We start from the raw sequence: 22,302 nt of genomic DNA on the forward strand, positions 1-22,302 counted from the left end.
ATGCTGCTGTCTGCAAAGCTAGCGTCAGCTCAGGCCACGATATCAGAAAACGGTCCGACCTCGGTTTGCGCCGGTGAAAGTACAACCATTGATGTGGTCATCTGCGCGGGAGCTGCGCCCTGGACTGTAGTTTATACTGATGGGGTCAGTAATTATACTGTAAATAACTACAACAGTAATTGTGATCCGGATGCGGGTCCGGTGCAGGGTGATCCTATCACGGTTTCACCTGCAGTAACCACGACCTATACCCTGGTGAGTGTTACATTTGGTGATCCGGCCGTGAATGTGACTCCCCTTTCGGGATCGGTGACCATTACCGTTAACCCTTTGCCATCTTCTGTTTCAGTACTTCCATCCACCCGGCAATGCCCGGGGGCAAATTTCACCATTTCGGCAACTGCCACCAACGGCAATACCTATGAGTTGTGGAATGCCGCCAACACCAGCAAGATTGCAGACCTGCCCTATGAGACATCAATTACAGCCAATACAAATTACACTGTGCGCGCCATCAGCGGTTCAACTCCTGCCTGTACCACTGCTGTTTCCTATACCGTTCTGCTCGAAAACACCCCGCCCAGCATTACCTGCCCGGGTAATCAAACGCTGAATCCAAATCCAACCACCGGTTGTTCGGCCGCCCTTCCCGACTACCGCAGCCTGGCCACTGTTTCTGATAATTGTACTGCATCTGGTTCAATTACTGTAACTCAATCCCCCTCTCCGGGAACAACCATATCTAATCACAACACAGTTCAACAGGTAACCCTAACCGCAACCGATGAAGCAGGAAATGAGGCCAGCTGCAATTTTGACGTTACCCTGATTGATAATGTAAATCCTACTATAAGTTGTGTAGGTAATCAGATAGTACCCGCCGCTGCAGGTTGTATTTATACCCACTCAGGAACAGCATGGAATCCTGCGGGTGCCGACAACTGCTCGGTAGCTTCTGTAACTTATTCAGCCAACAACGGCGCTTCTCCTGCTACCGGTACCAATCTTAATGGAGTCGTTTTCCAGCCCGGAACCACCACAGTTACCTGGACTGTAACCGACGTAGCCGGAAACACAGCACAATGCAGTTTTACCGTTTCAATTCAAGATTCACAAAACCCAACTATTACTTTCTGCCCAGGCAATCAAACTGCCACCACCAACAACGGACTTTGTTCTTATACCCACAGTGGAACAGCATGGGATGTAACCGCTACCGACAACTGTACTGTAGGATCCATTGTATATACACTTTCTGGTGAAACCACCGGCACCATAAATTCTACGTTAAATGGCGCAGTCTTTAATTCAGGGGTTACTACGGTTTCGGTACTGGTTTCTGACGGAGCCTCTCCGGCAAACACTGCCAGTTGCAGTTTTACGGTTACTGTAACCGATGACGATGCGCCTTCGGTTACCTGTCCTTCAAACATCTCCGTAAATACTGATGCTTCGGAATGTACAGCGGAAGTAACCATTCCAAACATTGTATTTGGCGATAACTGCAGCAGTCCTTCCCTGGCATGGAGCACGACCGGTGTCACCCTGCTAAGCGGAACCGGACAACCCGGCACACAAATATTCAATACCGGAGAAACCACCGTAACCCTTACGGTAACTGACGGTGCTTCCCTGACAGCAACCTGCTCCTTTACGGTTACAGTTACCGATAATGAAGATCCTACGGTGAGTTGTCCCGCCAATCAATCGGAAAACAATACCCCGGGTTCATGTTCGGCAAGTGTGGCGATACCGACGGTAGTTTTTGATGATAACTGCAGTGGATCTTCACTTGCCTGGAGCACAAGCGGTGCAACCACAATAAATGGCACAGGCCAACCCGGTGTACAAACCTTTAATGTGGGATTAACTACGGTTTTACTTACGGTAACAGATGCATCGCTGAATACCGCGACCTGCACCTTTACCGTAACAGTGAATGACACCGAAAATCCCACGGTTACCTGCCCGGACAACATTGCTGTCTCAAATACACTGAATCAGTGTTCGGCCGGTGTGGCAATACCAACGGTTGTATTTGGGGATAACTGCAGCGGCTCCTCACTTTCATGGAATACAACGGGAGCTACTATTCTTAGCGGAAGCGGCCAACCCGGCACACAGACATTTAATGTAGGAACCACCACAGTTCAGCTGACGGTAACCGATGCTGCCAGCAATACCGCCACCTGTTCGTTTACAGTTACGGTGAGCGACACCCAGGCCCCGGTAATCAGCGGATGTCCGGCCAATATTACCCGCACCGCAGGATCGGGATCATGCTCTGCTACGGTGAGTTGGACGGAACCCACCGCCACCGACAACTGTACTCCTTCGGGCAGCCTGATATGGAACAAATCGCATACACCCGGTTCAGTATTTAATGTGGGTAGCACCACAGTAACCTATACCGCCTCCGATGCTGCCGGCAACATCAGTGCGGCCTGTTCATTTACGGTTACAGTCAACGATCTGGTAAAACCAGTTATCAGCGGGTGCCCTTCCAATATTTCGGCAGTAACCGGTCCCGGAGCCACCCTCTGCGAAGCAGTAGTAAGCTGGACTGAGCCGACGGCTACCGATAACTGCACACCCTCGGGAAACCTGGTGTGGACGAAGTCACATTTACCCGGTTCGGTATTCAATGTAGGGACTACTGCTGTTACCTATACTGTTACTGACGGTTCTGGCAATGTGAGCAACCCATGTACCTTTAATGTCACCGTTTCCGATAACACCCCCCCGTCAGCGCTTTGTCAGGATGTAACGCTTACGCTGAACAGTTCCGGACAGGCAACGCTGACCACAGCCCAGGTTAACAATGGTTCTTCCGATAACTGTACGGCTGATGGCAGTCTAATCCTTACACTAAATAAAACAACCTTTAATTGTTCCAATATAGGATCCAATACAGTAACCCTTACAGTGAGGGATGCCGCAGGCAACACCAGCACATGTACATCAATCGTTACAGTTGAGGACAATCTGGCTCCTGCCATTACGCCCACTGCCACGACTGTAAGCGGTAACAGGAACACCACCTCAGGATACTGTTACTATATAATTAATGGTACAGAGTTTGACCCCGCAGCGGTGGACAACTGTTCGGGGGCTACCTTATCATATTCGGTAAGCGGGGCAACCACTATAAGTGGCACCGGATCATTGGCCGGAAAACAGTTGAATGTTGGCGCCAATATAATCAGCTGGTCGGCAAGCGATGGTTCGGGCAACACCACTGCAGAGCCATTAACTTTTACTATAACTGTTGCTGATAACCAGGCTCCGGTTATTGTGGGTATCGGTAATCAGATACGCGGAACCGACAGCGATGCCTGTGGATATACAGTGGTTGGCGCTGAGTTTGATCCCACGGTAAATGATAACTGTTCAGGGAATATTATCCTGACCTGGTCGGTTACGGGTGCCACTGTGGCAAATGGTTCAACCACGCTTGCCGGGCAACTGATGCTTAAAGGGGTTAACATCATTACATGGACTGCGGGCGATGGCACCAACACCAGTACCAGCACCTTCAGGCTTACGGTAAATGATGATGACCCTCCGGCCATCACTCCTATATCTGATATAATTGTTAATATTTCCGAAGGTTGTTCAGCAGTGGTTTCCTGGACAGAACCAACGGTTGATGATAATTGTCCGGGTATTATTTTTAGTCAGGTTGGCGGATTAACAAATGGTAGTAATTTCCCGGTAGGAACTACATTGATTCGTTACCGGGCAGAGGATGAAGCTGGAAATATTTCCCTGATGAGTTTCAATGTGATTGTGAATGACCTTACACCACCTACCATTATTTGTCCGGAAGGAAGTCCTTTTGCAAGGAATACTGACGCTTCTTATTGCTTTTATACGGTGCAGGGTCTTGAATTTGATCCCACCACTGATGACGGCTGTCCGGTAACCGCTACCAATTCATTTGATGGCACCAGTACATTGCAGAATAAACAATTGCCAGCCGGAACACATAATATTGAATGGACGGTAACCGACGGATCTAGTAATACCTCAAGTTGTACAATTGTTGTAGTGGTTACCGATAACCAGAATCCTACGTTTACCCAGCCCGATCCCGGTCCTCATGCCAAAAATACAGATCCGGGTCAGTGTTATTACACCATTCCCGATATCAGTTTTGATGTCACCAATCTTCAGGACAATTGCAACCTGATTCCCCCCGCCTATCTGATAACCAATGATGGTGATGTTGTAGGTAGCGGAACCAATACACTGGCTGGCGTTCAGTTACCGAAATCGGCCTTTCCTTATATAATTACCTGGACAGTAAGTGATGTGAACGGAGGAATTACAACTGCTGCTCCGGTACTTATTAATGTATCCGACAATCAGCATCCTCAGTTTGTCTGTTACGGAAACGAAATTCGCACTGCGCCAGGCAGCGGATGTACTTACACCGTATCGGGAACCGAATTTGATCCGACCAATTTATCAGACAACTGCGATGATGTTGTTGATCTCGATCTTGAGTATTTTGTTGATGGTGTTTCGGGGGGAGCTTCCACCTCTTTGGCGGGCACCGTGCTTTCGGCCGGCCCGCATACCATTGAATGGACCATTACTGACCTTGCCGGTAATACCAACATCTGTACTTTTATTGTAACCATCAGGGATATAATCCCTCCTTCGTTTACCTCCACCATAGGCGATCAGACCCGAAATGCTCCTTCAGGTGTTTGTTATTACACCGCCGTGGGAACTGAGTTTGATCCAGCCGTAACCGATAACTGTCCTGACCCAATTCTGGTTAACAATCAAAATTCGGGTAGCTCTCTTGAGGGATTCGAATTCCCTGTAGGTATTACTGTAGTGGTGTGGACATTGAGCGATGCTTCAGGCAATAGCGTTACCCAGCAGTTTGAAGTAGAAGTACTGGATGTTACCCCACCTACCTATACATTGACTTCCAATACCACCAGAGATGCTTCAACAAACAGCTGTAATTACACTGTTTCAGGAACTGAATTTGATCCCCAGCTTCCGGATGATAACTGTACCGAGGAAAATTTATTTATCCGGAACGATTACAACAATTATCGTTCTCTGAACTATGCCGTATTCCCGGTTGGTACAACTGTTGTTACCTGGACTGTGCGCGATTTTTACGGCAATACCAATACCCAGACGATGAATATTACCGTGATTGACAACACCGATCCGGTAATCAATTGTCCGGCGAATGATTATGTAAGGGTTGTGGATGATGGACAGAATTATTATACGGTTGGGACAGGGGAATTTACTCCGGTTGCTACGGATAATTGTGCAGTTACTTCTTATGTAAACAGTTATAACGGATTGGGTTCACTTAACGGAGTACAGCTACCGGTTGGTGCCCACACCATTACCTGGACAGCCGAAGATGCTGCAGGAAATTCAACCACCTGTACTTTTGATGTGATTGTGGTATCGGAATTGTATCCGCCTATTAGTTGCGGAGGAGATCAGTTATTTGATGCAGGTAGCGGATGCACCTACACTGTTTCGGGTACAGGATTAGATGCAACATCCACTTCACCAGCGGCAACTATAACTCATAATTTTGCCGGAGCACCATTAAACACAACACTCGACAATGCAGAATTTCCACTTGGAGGAACCCTCGTTACCTGGACTGCTTCGCAAACAATTAATGGAATTCCTTACAGCAATACATGTAGTCAATACATTTGGGTTGAAGACAATCAGGCACCTTCTATTGTGGCGCCTCCTGATATCAATACCACTACCAATTCAGGTTGCTGGGCAACAGGAGTAAACCTTGGAACTCCGGTTACCTCTGATAATTGTGAAGGTTCAATTATTATTTGGAACAACATTGATAGTTACTACGGATACTGGGGATTTCCAATTGGAAGCACACCTGTTACATGGTATGCAGAAGATCAATATGGAAATGTTGCATCCGATACACAAATTGTAACTGTTACTGATGATGATGCTCCTGCATTAAGTTGCCCCGGTTCATTGTGCCGTCAGCAGGATTTTGGCCAGACCTATTATACAGTGCGTGATCATGAGTTTGATCCGTATGCTATTTTTGAATGTTCATATCCAATAACCATAACTTACAGCTTTAACGGAGGTGCGCCGGTTACTGGAACCACTCTGGCCGGAGTTCAGGTTCCGAATACGGTTACCACTATTACCTGGACAGTTACCGATAATGCCGGGAACTCAAGCAGTTGTACCATTAATCTAGACATTCGTACCGCTGATCCCCCACCAGTAACCTGCCGCGGAAACCAATACAGAAATACTGACGAAGATGAATGCTCATACACAGTGGTTGGAACAGAATTTGATGTCAGCAGCACACAATCCTCTCCCACTGTAACCTTAACCCACAATATTCAAACCGGAGATCCGGGAACACTTCCTTATGCAATCAGTTCTACCACCCTGGCCGGAGCTGTTTTCCCGGGTGATGTTGCTACTACAGTAATCTGGACTGCTACCGAAAGTGCAAACGTAAACACCTGTTGTGAGTTTGTTGTTACTGTTGAAGACAACCAGGACCCGGATGTTACCTGGCCGGCCAATGTTACTGTAAATGTTAACGCTGGAAGTTGTCAGGCTACCGGAGTTGTTGTAGGCACGCCTACACTGTCAGATAATTGTACTGCCAGCGGAAGTATTTCTGCAACCCGTTCACCCTCAGGAACAACATTTAACATTGGCACTACCAATGTTTACTGGACTGTACACGACCAGAACGGCAATTATATATATCACACCCAAACCGTTACCGTAGCAGACAATATTCCTCCCACCATTGCATGTCCGGCCACTATCTATTACCGTCAGTTCGATAATCTTGAGGTAAGTTATTACACCGTTATTGGTGATGAATTTGAACCTACTCCGTCGGATAACTGTCAGTTGCAGTCATATTTGAATAACCGGAACAATAGTTCCACCCTTAACGGAACCCAGCTTGGAATTGGCAACCATGACATTACCTGGACTGCCACCGACCTGAGCAGCAACACCGCTACCTGTACGGTAAACATTACAGTGGTGGATTCATTTGATCCCCTGCTTGGCTGCCCGGAAAATGCTACATTCAGTGCCGGGCCGGCAAATTGTGATTATATAATAGGTAATGATGATCTGAATCCGACGTGGGAGAATCTTTCAATAATCCCGGGCCGCACCCTTACCCATAATATTCAGACCAGTAATCCGGGAGTCAGGCCATATGCCCCGTCAAATACGACTTTAAACGGTGCCATTTTCTCCACCGGAACAACCACAGTAACATGGACAGCCAGCCAGGAGATAGGAGGCAATACATACAATGAAACTTGTGTTTATACTGTAACGGTGATTGATACCGAGGCCCCGGTTATGAATCTGCCTTTTCCGGATGTAACCTATAATGTAGATCCGGGAACCTGCATATCAACGCAGATACCCGATTCACCAACAGCTGCCGATAACTGTACTTTACCCGGAGACATTATTATCGCCAATGACCTTGGATTGGTAATGCCTTTTGACGTTGGGCCCAACAATGTTCGCTGGACCTTTACCGATGCCAGCGGAAATACCTCAGTTCATACTCAGGTAGTAACTGTTGTGGATAATGAAGGGCCGGTAATACAAAACTGCCCTGCTTCTGATGTTACGGCGGAAGCACAGGGGGAGGACTGTACAGCGATTGCCACATGGCCTAGTCTCATTGCAACTGATGCCTGTTCAGGCGTAGCCAGTTTTATCTCCACACACTCTCCCGGCCAATTGTTCCCAGTGGGTACAACAGAAGTAACTTATACTGCAACTGATAATTCGGGGAATATTTCCACTTGTATATTTAATGTGGTGATTACTGACACCCCGCCGACAATATCCTGTGTAAGCGACAAAACCCGCAGCACCAATGCCGGTACCTGCGCATATATCGGGTTAGGGAATGAACTTGATCCGACAGCTTTCGACGATAATTGTTCCACTCCAAATATAACATGGAGTTTTACCCATCCTGAAACTCTGGAATTGATTTCAGGGAGCAATACACTTTCGGGTGTCTCTATTCCAAGGGGTAGTAATAATGGCCCTGGTACCGGACAAATCCCCATCACCTGGACAGCTACTGATGGAAATGGAAACGCAGCGTCCTGTTCATTTACACTGACTATTGAAGATCATGAAGCCCCGGTAATTACCGTTCCCGGTAATCAGACCCGTAGTACTGACCTGCACCAGAATTATTACACTGTTCAGGGCAATGAGTTTGACGATGTTGTTGCTGTTGACAACTGCGGTATTGTTACAAAATTGGTTAATACATTAAACCTGCCAACGCTCAGCGGGTATCAGTTTCCCCTGGGAGAGAATGTTGTTACCTGGGTTGCCGAAGACGACAGTGACAATGAGAGTTCTGCCAACTTTTATGTGTATGTTATTGATACTGAGCCCCCCAGGGTAACTAATCTTCCTGAAAATATTACAGTTCCGGTGGTAAATGGTTGTTCTGCAGCAGTAAATTATACCCCGCCCGTAATTGTTGATAATGTTTCTACAAATCTGACTTTAATATACACTCCTGATTATGCGGTACCCGGATATGTTTTCCCGGTTGGGGTAACCCCGGTAACCATCTCTACGGTTGATGAGGCCGGCAATGCATTTAGCTATACATTCGATGTAACTGTATTGGATGAAATTGCGCCAACGCTTGTGTGCCCGGTCGGGACAGGTACCGGCTTAAATGAGTTTGTCCGTAATACAGACGAAGGAGAACCATATTACTCAGTTTCAAATACTGAATTTGATCCCACAGATTATGGAGATAACTGTAATTATACTTTAAGCAATGATTGGGACAATACTACCAGTTTGCAGGGAGAGCAGTTTGAAATCGGAACACACAATGTGAACTGGACTGTTACCGATGCCAGTGGTAATATAACTTCATGCACAATTATAATTATTATTGAGGATGATGAAAATCCGGTAATTACAAATTGTCCTGCTGCCACTGTTGATAAAAATTCCGATCCTGGTGAGTGTTTCTATACAGTCCCCGGTTCTGAATACGACCCCTATGGTTTCGATGATAACGATGATGTATGGAAGCTTACCTACCAAATAAATAGCGGAACAGAAGTCGGTTCTGATTTACTTACAACCCTGGCGGGCGTGCAGCTTCCCGTGGGCACGAATGAGGTAATCTGGAGGCTTTATGATATGAGCGGAAATGTCAATGCTACCTGTGTTACAATTTTCACCATATCCGATCCTGAACCTCCGGTGGTGGTCACTGTGGGTACACAAACCCGTTCTACTGATCCGGGAGAGAATTATTACACTTCGAATATAATTGCTGATGCTGACTGGGATCCTGTTATTACTGATAATTGTGAAGTACAGCTTGTAACTTATACCATTGATGGTGGTGCACCTGTCGGAATTGATCCAAACACCTCAATTATGGGTGTTCAGTTTGGTATTGGTACCCACACGGTGGTATGGAGCGCCACCGATATCCACGGCAACGGACCAACTACCGGAAGTTATCAGGTAATTATTACAGACGAAGAAGCACCGACTGCGGTTTGTAACCCATTAACCATTGATCTGGATGCAACCGGAAACTACACCCTGGATGAAGATGATATAGCCGCCATCGGTGCCGGTTCAACTGACCCCAGCGGCCCGGTTACTCTTTCCGTTTCACCAAGTGTTTTCGACTGTGCCGATGTAGGAACCAATACCGTAACCCTCACCGTAACCGATGGCAGCGGAAATACTGCTACCTGCGATGCTGTGGTAACTGTACAGGATGTTACCCCGCCCACTGCCGTATGCACCAGCGCTACCTTAACACTTGATGCTCTTGGACAGGCAGTTCTCAATCCCGCCAGCCTGAATGCCGGCAGCAGCGATGCCTGCGGTATTTCCGGATATTCAGCCAGCCAGACTGATTTTGATTGCAGCGATGCAGGCACCCAAACTATTACGCTTACCGTTACCGACAACAACGGAAACACTTCAACCTGTGATGCTTCAGTAACTGTGGTTGACAATACTCCTCCCAATGCAGTATGTAACCCCATCACCGTAGCGTTGGATGCTTCGGGCAACTGGGTGCTGGACCAGGATAACCTTAATGACCTTTCATCAGGCTCAGCAGACAACTGTGCTACCTCCCTTACCACCACTGTTACTCCCGATACTTTCGATTGTTCTGACATTGGCGGTAATACCGTCACCCTAAGGGTAACCGACCCGGGCGGGCAATTTGACGAATGTACCACCACCATAACCGTGGTGGACAACCTGCCACCAGTGGCCCGTTGCAAGGATATCACCGTTAACCTTGATGCTGCCGGAAATGCAAGCATTACGGCTGTTGATGTTGACAACGGTTCAACCGATAACTGCGATGCAACACCTGCACTCAGCATTGATATTTCATCGTTCACCTGTGCCAACCTGGGCCCCAACACCGTAACCCTGACCATAACAGACGATTACGGCAACAATTCTACCTGTACTTCTACCGTAACTGTGGTGGATGCTGTAAATCCGGTGGTTACCTGTCCGGTAGAAAACCAGATTGTCAGCACAGATACCGATGTTTGTACCTATACTCATTCAGGAACAGGCTGGGATGCCACCGCCACCGATGGTTGTGCAACGATTGCCAGCCTGAGCTATACCCTGACGGGTGTAACAACCGGCTCGGGCAGCAGCCTGGCCGGAGTTACTTTCAACAGAGGTGTTACCACAATAACCTGGACCGCTACCGATGGTTCAGGAAATACCGGCAATTGTTTCTTCACAGTTACAGTAAATGATACTCAAGATCCTGTTGCTGTTTGCCAGGATGTAACAATACAGCTTGATGCAGCCGGAGGTGCAGGCATTACCGCTACAGATGTAAACAATGGTTCAAGCGATAATTGTGGTATTCAGTCATTGGCGGTTAGCCCCGATACCTTCGATTGCGACGATCTGGGTGCCAATGCCGTTACCCTGACAGTGACTGACCTGAGTGGAAATGTTTCTACCTGTGAGGCAACTGTAACGGTTGAAGATAATATTGATCCTGTTGCAGCATGCACTCCCATCACTATTTCATTGGAATCAAATGGTAGTTATACTTTATCAGCTGCCAATATCAATGCACTTTCTGTAGGATCAAGCGACAATTGCAGTATTGTAAGCAGGGTTGTAAGCCCTGATAGTTTTGATTGTGGCGATATTGGTTCAAATACAGTAGTTCTTACAGTGGCGGATGCTGCCGGAAATACCAGTACCTGCACCACCACGGTTACTGTTGAGGACGATACCGATCCGAATGCTGTTTGTCAGGATATTACTATTCAGCTGAACGCATCAGGAGCAGCAACCATTACTGCCAATGATATTGATGACGGTTCTACAGATGCCTGCGGAATTGCTTCACTGGCAGCCAGTCAAACCAGTTTTGACTGCGGTGATTTGGGAGACAACACCGTAACCCTTACCATAACCGACAACAATGGCAATGTTTCTACATGTAATGCCACAGTAACCGTTCAGGATCAGATTGCACCTTCGTTTGGAGTGACCTGCCCCGGTAATCAGTCGGTAACTACCGATAATGGAGTTTGTACCTATACACATTCCGGTACATTATGGAATCCGACAGCTACAGATAACTGCACAGTATCCTCATTAACCTATTCAGCCAATAACGGAGCTTCACCTGCAACCGGTACCACATTAAATAATGTTGTATTCCAAAATGGAGCTACCACAGTAACCTGGACAGCCACCGATCAGTCGGGTAACAGCCAGACGTGTGTCTTCACGGTAACGGTAACCGATGATGAAGATCCCAATGCCATTTGCCAGGCATACACCGCTGCCCTTCAGCGAAACGGAGAAGCAGAGGTTACCCCTGCGAATATTGATAATTTATCCAACGACAACTGCGGCATTGTATTGTATGAAATCTCAAAAACCGGAACAGCCGGAACATGGGCTTCTTCCGTAACTTATGATTGTTTAGAAATCGGAACACCAACTGCTTACCTGCGTGTAACCGACGCTGCCGGAAATACTGCCACCTGTTCGAATACAATTACTGTGGTTGATCAGCAGGCTCCAACCCTGGATGATCTGGATGACCGCAACGAGGTAACAGATAACGGAGTTTGTACATATACTCATAGCGATATCGATTGGGATCCAACGGATAACTGCGATAACAATCCAACTATTACATATTCAGCTGATAACGGGGCTTCACCAGCAACAGGAACAAGTCTTGATGGTGTTGTGTTCCAACAGGGAACCACCACCGTAACCTGGACTGTGGCTGACCATGCAACCGTTCCCAATACAGGAACCGTTACATTTGATGTTGTGGTAACGGATAATCAGAATCCGGTGGTGAATTGTCCTTCGAATATTACTCAAAATGTTGCTAATGCAGGTGATCTGAATGCAGTAGTATCAGGCATACCCAATTCAACTTACAGCGATAACTGCGCAGTTACCGAACTTACCTACGCCTTAAGCGGAGCTACAACAGCAGCGCATCAGGTATCGGGTATCAACCAATTGAACAGTGCAACATTCAATGTAGGAACCACCACAGTAACATACATTGCTTATGATGCAGCCGACAATTCACACACCTGTTCATTTACGGTTACTGTGAATGCGTTACCTTCTGGCGCAATAACTGTATCAGGGGGACCGGTTGAGACTTACGAGAATCAGGCGCAGGGTCCCGATTCGTTTACCGTTGTGCTGCCAGCTGCTCCGACAGGGGATGTGTGTATCATTGCCACAAGCAGTGACAACACCGAAACAATAGTTGATACTGACAATACACGTCCGGGAGCGGCAACAACCAAAACCATCTGTTTTGATGAAACCAACTGGGACGTTCCCCAAACCATCTATGTATTCGGCGTTGATGATCTGGTTGATGATGATGATATCGTCTATACAATTGAATTGATAATAGATCAGGCCAACACTGATTTACTGTCTGGTTATTACAATGCCAATCCCGATGATGTAGCCGGCACCAATATTGACAACGATGTAGCCGGTATCACTGTTACGCCAATCGATACCGAAACCACCGAAACCCTGCAAACCGGTTCATTCAGTGTGGTACTTGATACTGAACCAACAGCCACGGTTACCATTACCCTTTCGAGCGACGACCTTACCGAAGGCGATGTTACCTCAGCCACTACCCTCACCTTTACCCCGGCCAACTGGAATGTAGCTCAAATTGTTACTGTTACCGGAATAGATGAGTTTATTGTTGACGGTGATGTTGAATATGATATTGTTACCAGCGCAGCTTCTTCAGCCGATCCGAAGTACAATAACATGGCGGTTGATGATGTTACCTTGACCAATATCGATAACGACGTAGCCGGATTTATTGTAACTCCAACTTCGCTGACTGTAAGTGAGAACGAGACCACAGCCACCTTTACCATCAGGCTTACCAGCAAACCGGCCACCGATACAGAGAATTTTGTGGTGGTTGTAAATGTTGCAAGCAATAATACTGCCGAAGGAACAGTGGATATTTCACAACTGACATTTGACCATGATGATTGGGATTTACCTCAAACCATTACTGTGACCGGAGTTGATGATATCGTTGTAGACGGAACAATTGCATTTACAATTGTAAATACAGTTGATGAAGACCTTACCACAGACCCCAACTATGATCCGCTTGATCCGGATGATGTATCGGTTAACAATACGGATAATGATGCAGCCACAGTGGCAATAAACGATGTAACTGTAACAGAAGGCAGTACAGTTCCGGGAACCACAGCTGTTAATTTCACGTTAACCCACAGCGGAGCGCAGGTAATGGGAGGATATGGTGTAACCTGGTTTACACAAAATACAGGAACGGCCAAAGCGCCTTCAGACTTTTCAGGAACAGGGGGTACAATAACTTTCACCGAGGCTGAAGCTGTTAACGGAGGTACCAAGATCTTAACCGTTTTGGTGAATCAGGACATTATGGTTGAACCAAATGAGACTTTCCCGGTAAGGTTAAGCGGCATTACCGGAGCGACCGGGAAAGACATTACCATTTCGGATAATACCGGTACCGGCAACATTACCAACGATGACAGTTCAGTGCTATCAATCAGCGACGTTTCAATAACCGAAGGCAACTCGGGTACCTCGCTGATGACCTTTACCGTGACCCTAAGCAACGCCGTTGAATTGGGAGTTACCGTAGATTATGCTACCAGTGATGGCACTGCTACCGATGCTGACAATGATTACGAACCAGCCTCAGGAACCCTGACTTTTGTGGGTACACAAGGCGAAACCCAAACCTTCAGTGTGACCATTAACGGCGATCTGAAAGTAGAACTGGACGAAACCTTTACTGCAATCCTAAGCAATGTATTGGTCGCCGGCGTAGCCAATCCCAATGTAACCATCTCTGATGGTACAGGTATTGGTACCATTGAAAACGACGATGCTGCAACCCTGGTTATCACAGGATTTACAGTGAACGAAAATGCCGGAACGGCGAGCTATACAGTTACTCTAAGCGGGGCAGTTCAAACCCCGTTTACGGTTGATTTTGCCACCAGTGATATTACTGCTCTGGCAGGAAGTGATTATGAAACGGTGAATTCGACTCTTACATTCGGAGGGGCCAATCCTTTGGTTCAGACCATTTCAGTCCCGATAACAGATGACATCTTCGATGAACCTACCGAAACACTCCGTGGCACCATCAGCAACCTCAGCTCAGGAGGCCAGGATGTTACGATAACCACCGCTACCGCTACCGGGACCATTAACGACAACGACAATGCCAGCCTTGCCATTAACAATGTCACTGTGGATGAATCGGCTGGTACCGCTACCTTTACAGTAACGCTTACCGGAAACACCCAGGATGCCATTTCGGTTAACTTCGCCACAGCCAACAATACCGCGCTTTCTACCAGTGATTTTTCAAGCAATTCCGGTACAGTTACTTTTGCAGCAGGCTCAACAAACGGAGCAACGCAAACCATCACCATTGACATAACCAGCGATGCAATCTGCGAACCAACAGAGACTTATTTTATAAACCTTAGCGGGCTTGTAACAACCGGAAATGCAACCATAGCTGATAATCAGGGATTGGGAACCATTACCGATGATGATACAGCTACACTTGCTATCAGTGGATTTACCATCACCGAAACCGAAGGAACACAAACCGCCAACTTCGTGGTGACTATGACTGCAGAAGCGCAGGAAAATGTGGTGCTGAGTTTCGGCACTGCCAATGTAACTGCCACTTCAGGAAGCGACTACACTGCACAAACAGGCACAGTAGTTACCCTTGCCGGTGGTTCCACCACAGTAAATGTGCCTGTTAGTGTGTTGGGCGATTTGATTGCCGAACCAACAGAGACCTTAACCGGGACCATTGCCATTACCACTGTGAACGGACAGCAGATTACCATTGCAACCCCAACAGCAACATCTACCATCAATGATAACGATATCATTACCATAGATCTGGCAGGTTTTACTGTTACCGAAACCGAGGCTACCCAGGTTCGGAATTTCAGGGCCAGTATGAATACAACGGCTCAGGAAGATATTATCCTTGAGTTCTCAACTGCCGATGGAACAGCCCTTGATGGCAGTGATTATTCGTCCCGTACAGCCATAAGTGTGACCATTCCGGCCGGTACCTTATTTACTGATATACCAGTAGATATTCTTGGAGATAACATCCTGGAACCCACAGAGTCATTCACAGGAACAATTACGTTAACAGAAGATAATGGCCAGCAGGCAACCGTGGGAGCGCTTACAGGTACTGCAACCGGTACTATTGAAGACAACGATGCTGCCAGCATTGCCATTGCCGATGTTAGTGTTGATGAAGATGCAGGCACTGCCACCTTTACAGTAACACTTACCGGTAATATTCAGGATGCCTTCAGTGTTGATTTTGCCACCAGTGATAATACAGCCCTTGCGGGATCAGATTATGGCACAGCCACAGGTACGCTCAATTTCAGCGCCGGCTCTGTGTCGGGCGCAACCCGTACCTTTACTGTTAATATTACCAATGATACTTACACCGAGCCTACCGAAACCTATAACGTTACCCTGAGTAACATTACCGGTGGTTTGGTAACCATCAGCGATGGTACTGCCGTGGGAACAATCGTGGACAACGATGCCGTAACCTTTGCTATTGACGATGTAACTGTAGCTGAAGATGTAGCTGGCGGAGTTGCAGTATTTACAGTAACCATGTCGGGCGACAACCTGCAGGATGCACTTACCATGAGTTTTGCAACCAGTGACGGTTCTTCACTATATCCTGCCACCCCGGCTGAAGAACCCTCTGACTATCTTGAAGCCTTTGGCACATTGACTTTTGAAGCGGGATCACTGAGTGGTACAACCAAAACCATCACTGTTACCATAATGAATAATGCCATTGCTGAGCCAGTTTCAGAATACTATGAAGTTACGTTGAGCAATATTTCAACCACCGGTACCGCTTCATTTACCGATGCAGTCGGATTGGGAGAAATAACAGATGACGATCCGTTAAATACCATCAATCTGACAGGTTTCACAGAGTCGGAACTTGATGCCAATACAACTTACAATTTTGTAGCTACCCTGGATTATATTGCACAGGAGCCGGTTGTAATTTCATTCACAACAACTCAGGGCACAGCCTTACATGGCAGTGATATAACTCAGCAAACTACTGTAGAGTACACAATACCTCCTTTAACACGTTCTATTAATATTCCGGTTGTTGTTGTGGGGGATCTTGTTTCAGAACCAACAGAAGCCTTCACTGGTACCATTGCCCTTGTCAATGCAAACAGTCAGCAGATTTCTATCGGTGCTACCCCAACCGCTACCGGAACCATCAACGACAACGATCTGGCAACCCTGACCATTACAGGATTTACAGTTAACGAAGCAGATGGAACCGGCTCATTTACAGTAGCATCCGACAGGGTAATACAGAATGCCATCTCTGTTGATTTTGCAACTTCCAACGGAACCGCACTTACAGGATCAGATTACACAGCATTTTCAACTACCCTCAACTTTGGTAACGGAGCATCGCTTTCACAAACCGTGCCCATTACCATACTTGAAGACCTGATTGTTGAACCCACCGAAACCTTAACCGGTACATTGAGTAACCTGGATGCCAACAGTCAGGATGTGATTTTGAACGGGGGAGGGGCTACTACAACGGCAACATCAAATATTGAGGACAACGATGCCGCCACCCTTTCCATCAACAATGTAACCAATACAGAGCCTGACAATGGAGAAACCCTGGAGTATGTGTTTATCATCACCCACAGCGGTCGCGCCACTGATGGTCCGTATACCGTTACCTATCAAACAGCTGATCTCCTGGCAGCCGGAGGTTCTGACTATACAACTGCTACCGGAACACTTACTTTTAATGGTACCATTGGTGAAATAAAAACCTTATCTATCATCGTAAACGGTGATCTTGTGGTAGAACCCACAGAAACCTTTACCGTAGATTTGGGCGAAGACAACTTTGGCGGAAGGAATATTACCTTCACCGACAATTCGGGACTTGGAACTATTCTCAACGATGATGCTACCAGCGTTTCAGTGGTTGCCAGCGATCCGGCAGCCGCCGAACCGGCAAACAATGGCCAGTACACTGTCAGCATGGGTCTGACTTCGTCAACAGACACAGAAATCAGTTACACCATTTCAGGTGATGCCACAGCAGACATTGATTACACTGCCCTTTCGGGGACGGTAACCATTCCGGCCGGCAGCACCAGCGCCACTATTTCAGTGCCGGTGATTGATGACAATATTCTTGAAGATGACGAAACGGTAACCATCACCCTTTCTGCCATCACATCCGGTAACAGTGGCATTTCTATCGGTGCACCTTCCTTTGCTACTGTAACTATTTCCGACGATGATGCAGCTACAGTCAGTATTTCTGCAACAGACGCATCGGCAGCCGAACCAGATAATGATGGTGAGTTCACCATAACCATGTCCAATGCAGCCGATGTTGCCACCGTAATTACATATTCTGTCAGCGGAACTGCAACTCCTGGCTCTGATTATACAACTCTTACCGGAACAGCTGTCATACCTGCCGGAAGCACATCGGTTACTATTCCGGTTGAAGTAATTGATAATCTTATCATGGAATCTTCCGAAACAGTGATTGTTACCTTAATTTCAATTTCTTCGGGAGATGCCAATACTTCAATAGATACCAATAATGATGAAGCCACAGTAACCATCGCCGACAATGATGTTGCAACAGTAAGCATCACTGCGAGTGATGCAACAGCTGCTGAACCTTCCAATGACGGTGAATTCACAGTTACTATGACTCAGGCATCGGATACCGATACAGAGATATCCTATACCATTGGAGGAACTGCAACAGCAGACAGTGATTACAATACACTTTCAGGAACAGTAACCATTCCTGCCGGTAGTACAACAGCTACCATTGATGTAGAGGTAAACGATGATGCCATTCTTGAGTCAACAGAAACCGTTATAGTGACTCTTGCAGCCATTACTTCAGGTAATCCGAATATTAGTGTAGGATCGCCGGATGCTGCTTCCGTCAATATCACCGACAACGATGCCGCCAGCTTAAGCATTGCTGATGTAACCATTAACGAGGCTGATGGAACAGCAACATTTACCGTTACCCTCAATGGCGCAGTGCAAGGTGGTGTTGGCATTGATTATGCAACAGCCAACAATACTGCCATAGCAGGAAGCGATTACACAGGAACTTCAGGTATCCTGACTTTTGCCGGAACAAATGGCGAAACGGAAACCTTTACTGTAAACATCATCGACAACAGTATTGTAGAAATTACAGAAACCTTCTATGTCAACCTTTCCAACATCAGCAATGCGTTGGTAACTTACGATGCACAGGCCATTGGAACTATTACCGATGACGATGCAGCCACCCTGAGTATCAATAGTGTAAGTGAGGATGAAGGAAACAGCGGTACAACAGCATTTACCTTTACAGTAAGCCTGAGTGCAGCCAGCGATGCTGCAATTACGGTGAATTACGCCACCGCCAACGGCACTGCCACTACTGGTGATAGTGATTATTCAACAGCTACCGGCACATTAACATTTGCAGCCGGAGATACTGAGGAAACTATCACAGTTTTAGTAAATGGTGATACCAGAATTGAAGACGACGAAACCTTTATCGTTGTACTCAGCAATCTGGTTAATAACGGTCGCGCTGTTTCGCTGGGCAGCAGTTCTGGTACAGGCACCATTCTGAACGACGACAATGCCACCATCGCCATAAATGATGTAAGCATTGCCGAAGGGAATGCAGGTACTTCCAACCTTACTTTTACGGTAACCCTGTCATCCGTAGTAGGCGGAACAGTAACCGTGGATTATGCATCAGCCAATAATACAGCCACCATAGCAGACGGAGATTACATCTCAGTAGCCGGTACGCTTGTATTTACAGCCGGCCAAACCAGCCGCACGATCATTGTACCGATCAACGGCGATACCAAAGTAGAGGCAAATGAGACCTTCTACATGAATCTGAGCAACCTCTCGAATGGAGGATATGCAGTTACTCTTGCTGATGATCAGGGAGTGGGCACCATCACCAACGACGATGCCGCATCCATCACCATCAACGATGTAACAGTCAGCGAGGGCAATAGTGGCACCACCAGTTTTACCTTTACGGTTAGTATGAGTGCCGCCAGCGATGCTGCAGTAACAGTTGATTATGCAACTGCAGACGGTTCAGCCACTGCAGCTGACAGTGACTATAGCACTGCAACCGGAACACTTACTTTTGCAGCAGGCGAAACCAGTAAGACCATTACAGTGTCAGTTAACGGTGACACTAAGGTGGAAGCCAATGAAACCTTTACTGTTGAATTAAGCGGGCTGGACAACAATGGAAGAAATGTTTCAGTAACCGATGCAAGTGGTTTGGGCACCATCACTAACGACGACTCGGCCACGCTGAGTATCGGAGATGTAACCCTGGCGGAAGGCAACAGCGGCACCACCAGCTTTGATTTTACGGTAACGTTGACTGCAGCCAGTGATGCTGCAGTAACAGTTGACTACGCAACTGCTGATGGCACTGCAACTATTGCCGACAGCGACTATGGCACAGCCACAGGTACGCTTACATTTATTGCCGGCGAAACCAGTAAGACGATTTCAGTTCTGATAAATGGTGATACCAAAGTAGAGGCTGACGAAACCTTTACAGTTGAGTTGAGCAATTTGGTTACCAACGGCCGCAACATTACACTTGCCGATGGTAGTGGACAAGGTACCATCACCAACGACGACAATGCACCTGTTCTGGAAGATATAACCAAATCAGGTACTGAAGATCAAACCATTACATTTACTGAATCAGACTTTACCAACGCATTTAACGATGCTGACGGAGATGATCTTGTTACTGTTGAGGTTGTCAGCCTGCCGGCAAATGGCGATTTGTATCTGAATTCAGTTTTAGTTACCCCGGGACAACTGATACCACTTGCAGATCTTGATCTGCTGACCTTTGTACCCGATGGAAACTGGTTTGGCACCACAACATTTGATTACAATGCAACCGATGGTACCAACTGGGCTGTTGAAGATGCACAGGTAATAATAACTATTAACTCCTCGAATGACGCGCCTGTAGCTGTCAACGACGAGGTTACGACACCGGAAGATACCCCCGTAGCTGGCACAGTTTTGACCAATGATTCAGATCCCGATGGTGACCAATTAACAGTTACTCAATTTGTTATCGGTTCAACCACTTATTTGGCTGGTGTTACAGCAACCATTCCGGGAGTTGGAACACTGGTAATCAATTCAAACGGTTCATTCCAGTTTGTACCGGTTCTCAATTACAATGGAAGCGTACCGGCAGCAACCTATACCATTACCGATGGTAACGGCGGATTCGATACAGCTGACCTGTTGATTACAGTTACAGCGGTGAATGACCCACCGGTGCTGGTTGATGATGCTTATACACTTTGCAGCAGTACAACATCTTCAGGAAATATTCTCACCAATGGGGATGCTGATCCTGATGGAACAGCATTAACAGTCAATACGGTTCCTGTAACGGATGCTTTACATGGTACATTCACCATCGAAAGTGATGGGGATTACACATACGATCCGGACAATGGCTATAACGGTACTGACTTCGTGGTGGTTGAAATCTGCGACAGCGGTGTCCCGGGTATTGAATGTGCCAACAGCACTATAACATTCACTGTAAATCAGGCTGTTACAGCTGCTGCGGGTGCAGATCAGAGTCTTTGTGACGTAACTACAGCCACTCTTGCAGGGAACGATCCATCCCCGGGCACGGGCTTGTGGACATTAATCAGTGGACCGAACGTACCGGCCATTACCACGCCATCGGCCTACAACAGCACAGTTACCGGCATGATCCCGGGTACCTATGTATTGCGGTGGACTATCAGCAACGGAGTTTGTGCATCCAGCAGTGATGATGTATCGCTGATCAATTACGACAGTCCCACCATAGCATCAGCCGGTTCAGATCAGGAAGTATGCGGACTGGAAGCAACCCTGGCCGGCAATACAGCAACATCAGGAACAGGAACCTGGACACAGACCGATGGTCCTGTAGGAGGCACTGCAACCTTCAGTTCAGCCAATTCACCGACCTCAACCGCAACGGTAGATGAATACGGGACCTACGAATTTACCTGGACGATCACCAACGGGACATGTCCGTCAAGTTCAGATGTTGTCAACGTAACCTATACTGCTACACCGAGCACAGCTACTGCAGGGGCAGATCAGGATATCTGCGGCAGCCTGGTAAGTGCAGCTTTGGGTGGTAATACTCCGGTAACCGGTACCGGTGAATGGAGCATTGTAAGCGGAGGAACCGGAACATTTGATGATGATACAGATCCGGATGCGATATTTACAGCCGATGCCTATGGTACTTACGTATTACGCTGGACCATCAGCAATGGTGTTTGTACCCCAAGTACGGCCGATGTCACAGTTAATTATTACGAAACACCGACAACCGCAACCGTAGGTTCGACGCAGAACCATTGCGCAACCTTAACCAGTACCGGATTAGGTGGCAATACGCCTTTGGTTGGCACCGGCGCATGGAGCATCACCAGTGGCGGAACCGGAACCTTTACAGCACCGACATCAGGGAACTCCAACTTTGTAGCC

The 22,302-nt window shown here is 47.2% G+C and carries 1 protein-coding gene (cut by a window edge); it reads left to right on the top strand.

The genetic code is table 11. The features are described 5' to 3' along the window. A protein-coding gene (locus tag TBC1_RS17830) for a Calx-beta domain-containing protein (protein WP_449405310.1) crosses the window boundary here: on the top strand, window positions 1-22,302 show its 5' portion. 7,257 nt of this gene lie beyond the right edge of the window; the window shows 22,302 of its 29,559 coding nt (coding positions 1-22,302); it begins with the start codon at window positions 1-3; the stop codon falls past the right edge of the window.

It is taken from the genome of Lentimicrobium saccharophilum (assembly GCF_001192835.1).
Lineage (GTDB): Bacteria > Bacteroidota > Bacteroidia > Bacteroidales > Lentimicrobiaceae > Lentimicrobium > Lentimicrobium saccharophilum.